Consider the following 4907-nt stretch of genomic DNA (forward strand, 5'->3'; position numbering starts at 1 on the left):
GTCGTACTGGAAGTTCTGGATCTCGAAACCGCGGGAGTAAAAGGAGTAGCGCTCGCTGTCACGGTGGTTGCTGCTGATGCCGGGTGTGAAGCTCAGCACTTCGCTGAGGGTGGACAAGTGTTGATCGTCCATCAGTTGGCGGGTGACCACACTGACCGACTGCGGGGTTTCGCGCAGGGACAGCGGCAGTTTCGTCGCCGTGCTGGCCGCCCCCGTGGTGTAGGAGCTGCTGTTTTCGGTGGTCAGACCCAGCCCTTCGGCATTGATGCTGGTGGCGTCAAGGCTTACGGTGCCAGTGCTGGCTTGGGGGGCCAAGCCGTAGCTACCGTCGTTATTGGCGGACAGCGCCAGGTTGTTGCCCGCCAACAATCGGGCAAAACCTTGTTCGACGCTGTAAGTACCTTGCAGACCGGCACTTTGCTTGCCTGCGGTCAGGCCCGAATCGAAGGACAACACCACGCCGGCATCACTGGCAAATCGGCTCAATACCGAACCCAATGGGCCAGGCGAAATCGCGAAAGCCTTCTGCTGGCTGGCCGCCATGGCGTTGGAACCTGTCGCAAACAGCGGGGCCAGTAGTCCGGTTTGCACCATCAACGACACGCCAAACAGCGCGACCTGCAAAGGCTTTTTGCGAAATGACCGAATCGGTCGAGTGGCGACTGAGATTTGCCCTGCGCGCATGTTGACTCCTGATGACGTGAAACGAATGAAGGGGGGTTTGCAGGAGGAGTCGAACGAGGGGCGGTAAATCGACAACAGTTGTTGATAATTATTTTCAACCGCGCGGGACGACTGTCGTCCAGTAGCGCGTACGTGCACTGAGGCGCACTGGCAGCGCATGGGTCAGGGCGTTAAGGGTCAGGTCGATATCGTCCAGGGAATAGGCACCCGATACTGTCAGATGGTCGATTTCAGAGGCACATCCCAGGTAACCCGGCCGGTAGCGTGACAATTCGGCCAGCAGGCGATCCAGGCGCCAGTTGTCGACGATCAGCCGACCCTGCGCCCATTCGCCTTCGCCAGGTTCGTTGGCCCGAAGGGAGAGCATGCGCTGGGCATCAAACGTGATGGTCTGGCCGGCTGTGATCACGGTTTCCGCCGGTTCGATGCCCTGACGCACCGCCACCGCGTGTTGCAATACGCTCATGCCGGTGAAGTCATCGAACTGGCGAACGGTAAAACGCGTGCCCAACGCGCGCATTTCACCTTGGGCACTGCGCACCCGCAAAGGACGCGGGTCGGGGGCCGTTTCCACGAGGATTTCTCCGGCACGCAGAATCAGCAAGCGTTGCTCGGCGGTGTAGTGGATGTCCACCGCGCTGGCGGTGTTGAGGGACAGTCGTGTGCCATCGTCCAGGCGCAGGCTGTGACGCTCGCCGGTGGTGGTGCGTTGATCGGCCATCCACAGTGGCGCCTCTCGATAGCCGGACCAGCCAATGGCGCTCACGCCGGCACCGATTACCGCACTTTTGAGCAGCACGCGGCGGCCAAATCGCCGGGACTGGTCGCCAGCGACGTCCAGCACATTGACGGCGACCGTGCCGGGCAGGCTCTGGAGCTGGCTTTGCAGCATTTCTACGCGCTGCCACGCCCATTGGTTCAGCGGGTTTTCATCTCGCCAGGCGAGCCAAGCCCCGTGCAACGCAAGGTCACCGGGCTCGGCCGCCAGGCGGGCGACCCAATGGGCCGCCGCGCTGAGGGCTTGGCGCTGCGCGTCACGGGTCACCTTCAATGCTCCAAAGCGAAGATCAGGCAATGCTCGGTGGCCTTGGCAATATATTTGGTCACCGAACTCACCGAGACCTGTAGCTGTTCGGCGATGTCCTTGTAAGGCATGCCCTGCAACTGCGAGAGCAAGAAGGCGCGCTTGGCCTTGCGCCCGAGACCATCGAGCATGGCATCGAGGCGCTGCAGGGTTTCGATGACCAATAGCCGCTCCTCCGGCGAGATGGCATAGGCTCGCGGCTGCTCGGCCATGGCTTGTAGATAAGCCTGCTCCAGGGCTTTGCGGCGAAAGCTGTCGATCATGACGCGCTTGGCAATTGTCACCAGGAAATGCCGAGGCTCCTTCAACTCAGCGGCCACCGGCTGCGTGCGCTCGGCCAGCAATAGACGGATGAAAGTGTCTTGAGCCAGGTCAGCCGCCTGATGGGAGCAACCCAGGCGCGAACGTAGCCAGCTAACCAACCAGCGGTGGTGGTCACCGTAGAGTTGGCCAATGGGTTCGTGGGAAGGATGAGGCCCAGCAGACAAAGGCATAATGATATTGCGCACGAATGAGAACGCTTCGCAATTTAGAGCAATGTAGGAATAAGGGCAATGGCTTGTATGAGTGTGATGCGCAGCGTGTCGGCGAAAGGTAAATTGTCCCCCTCTCCTTGAGGTGATCACGATGACTCAACAGCTCCATGGAAGTTGTTTCTGCAAGGCCGTGCAGTATCAGCTGGACAGCCTGGATATGCCCATCAGCCACTGCCATTGCGACAGTTGCCGCAAGGTGCATGCGGCGGCATTTGTGGCGACGGCCGGCGTAATGCGTGAACACTTTCGCTGGACACAGGGCGAGGCGTTGCTGGCGTCCTTCGAATCGTCGCCAGGCAAACGCCGGTATTTCTGCTCGCGCTGCGGTTCACACTTGATGGCGGAGCGAGGGCATCAACCCCACGTCATTGTGCGAGTGGCGACGCTGGACGATGATCCGGGCGTCAGGCCCACCGCGCACATCTGGACCGCCCATGATGTGCCTTGGCTGGCCTACGAAGACGTAGACCAATGGGTCGAGTGGAAAGCCTGAATCACACCTTGGGATCGCCGGGCGCTTTGGCCGGCGTCGCATATTGTGGTTTCAGGTGGCCTTCCTGGTCGAGCAGCCAGGCGTCCATGATCTGACGCACCACCGGGCCTGCCACGCGACCGCCGGCCTCGCCGTTTTCGATCATCACCGAAATCACGATCTTCGGGTGTTCGGCCGGCGCGAAGCCGACGAACAGGGCGTTGTCGCGATGGCGCTCGAGGGTCTTCTCACGGTTGTAGCGCTCGCCTTGCTTGATCGCCACCACTTGCGCCGTACCACTCTTGCCGGCAATGCGGTATTGCGCGCCTTGTGCGGCAGCGCGTGCAATGCCGCGTGGGTCGTGCATCACCAGTTGCATGCCGTGATTGACCTGTTCCCAATCACGTGGGTCCTTGAGGACCACGTTGGGCATCGGGTTTTCATCCACCGGCGGCACGCCGTTGATGGTCTTGGCCAAATGCGGTCGGTTCCACACGCCTTTGTTGGCAATCAGTGCAGTGGCTTGGGCCAGTTGCAGCGGTGTCACCTGCATGTAGCCCTGACCAATGCCGAGGATCACAGTTTCGCCCGGGAACCAGGGTTGGCGGCGCGTGGCACGCTTCCAGGCCTGGGAAGGCATCAGGCCGGCGGACTCTTCGAACATGTCCAATGAGACTTTCTGGCCCAGGCCGAACTCAGCCAGATAGTCGTGCAGGCGATCGATGCCCAGCTTGTGGGCCAGGTCGTAAAAATAGGTGTCGTTGGAGCGCATGATGGCCGCGTCCATGTCTACCCAACCGTCGCCGCTGTGGTTCCAGTTGCGGTATTTGTGGTCAAAGTCCGGCAATTGGTAGTAGCCAGGATCGAACACGCGGGTTTGAGCAGTGACAACACCACTGTCCAGGCCGGCGATGGCGACTTCCGGCTTGATGGTCGAGCCGGGCGCGTAGAGACCACGTAGCACACGGTTGAACAGCGGCCGGTCGATAGAATCGTGCAGCGCGGCGTATTCCTTGAAGCTGATACCGGTGACAAACAAGTTCGGATCGAAACTTGGCTTGCTGACCATAGCCAGTACTTCACCGGTTTGGGGATCCAGTGCAACCACCGAACCACGGCGATCACCCAAGGCTTCTTCCGCCGCTTCCTGGAGATGCACGTCGAGGCTCAGCACGATGTTTTTGCCGGGAATCGGGTCGGTGTGCTTGAGTACGCGCAGTACGCGGCCTTGGGCATTGGTCTCGACTTCTTCATAGCCGACGTGGCCATGCAGCTCCGACTCGTAAAAGCGCTCGATACCGGTCTTGCCGATGGATTGCGTACCGCGGTACTCCACGGAGTCGAGGGCTTTGGATTCTTTCTCGTTGATCCGGCCTACGTAACCTATGGAGTGCGCAAAGTGAGCGCCCAACGGGTAATGGCGGACGAACTGCGGTTCCACGTCTACACCTGGGAGGCGGAACTCGTTCACGGCCAGCAACGCGATCTGCTCTTCGGTCAACTCGTAAAACAAGGTCACAGGGACGAAGGGATGGCGTGCCTGCTTCAGCGCCTTGTCGAAGACAGCGCGATCTTCGGCAGGCAAGTGCAGCAAGCTGACGATAGCGTCCAACTCGCCCTTGAGGTCGGTGGTGCGTTCGCGGGTGATGGTCAGGTTGTAGCTGGGGCGGTTGTCGGCCAGTACCACACCGTTACGGTCATAGATCAACCCGCGCGTGGGAGTGATCGGCAACACGTGGACACGGTTGTTTTCAGAAATCGTCGAGTGATAGTCGAACTGTACGACCTGCAGGAAATACATGCGCCCCACTAGCGCGCAGGTAATGCCAATCACCAACAGCGCACAGGCGAGCAGGCGCTTGTTGACCAGGCGGTTCTCTTTTTCGTGATCTTTGATCGGTATCGGTTCAGGCATTTCTACAGCATCTCGTTGAAGAAGGTCGACGCCGCGTCCTGCGGATGAAAGCTCAATCCCTGTGAAAATGTGCTGCACCATACCAAAAATGCGGAAACACTTTGCATCGAATTCCCGAACGGCGTGCTAATGACCCGTTTTATGAGAGCAATTGCGCAGAGGAAGCCCAGGGTTGGCAGGTTGATATACGACGACTGAACTTTTCGACCGCCCAAA

The 4907-nt window shown here is 59.8% G+C and carries 6 protein-coding genes; 1 reads left to right on the forward strand and 5 read right to left on the reverse strand.

Going from position 1 to position 4907, the window contains the following annotated elements; genetic code table 11:
* From HX793_RS31440 to HX793_RS24550, 3 genes are all read right to left on the reverse strand, one after another.
* The coding region (locus tag HX793_RS31440) for an STN domain-containing protein (RefSeq protein ID WP_256733923.1) at window positions 1-684 on the reverse strand (684 nt) is incomplete at its 3' end.
* A 94-nt stretch (window positions 685-778) separates the two neighbouring features.
* Window positions 779-1729 (reverse strand): FecR domain-containing protein, encoded by a 951-nt coding sequence (locus tag HX793_RS24545; RefSeq protein WP_177053845.1) that lies wholly within the window; start codon window positions 1727-1729, stop codon window positions 779-781.
* Between the two features lie 2 nt (window positions 1730-1731).
* Window positions 1732-2262, reverse strand: coding sequence for a sigma-70 family RNA polymerase sigma factor (locus HX793_RS24550; RefSeq protein WP_016974811.1), 531 nt, complete (start codon window positions 2260-2262; stop codon window positions 1732-1734).
* Between the two features lie 133 nt (window positions 2263-2395).
* On the opposite strand from HX793_RS24550, the gene HX793_RS24555 reads away from it, so the two are divergent.
* Window positions 2396-2797: a GFA family protein gene (locus HX793_RS24555; protein ID WP_177053846.1), complete on the forward strand. Its 402-nt coding sequence runs from the start codon at window positions 2396-2398 to the stop codon at window positions 2795-2797.
* A 1-nt stretch (window position 2798) separates the two neighbouring features.
* Here HX793_RS24555 and mrdA read toward each other — a convergent pair whose 3' ends face one another.
* Window positions 2799-4691: a penicillin-binding protein 2 gene (gene mrdA, locus HX793_RS24560; protein WP_016974809.1), complete on the reverse strand. Its 1893-nt coding sequence runs from the start codon at window positions 4689-4691 to the stop codon at window positions 2799-2801.
* A gap of 2 nt (window positions 4692-4693) precedes the next feature.
* Window positions 4694-4907: hypothetical protein (locus tag HX793_RS31035; RefSeq protein WP_218178788.1), on the reverse strand; the 214-nt coding region annotated here is incomplete at its 5' end.

Origin of the sequence: Pseudomonas reactans (assembly GCF_013387025.1) — a bacterium.
Taxonomy (GTDB): Bacteria; Pseudomonadota; Gammaproteobacteria; order Pseudomonadales; family Pseudomonadaceae; genus Aquipseudomonas; species Aquipseudomonas reactans.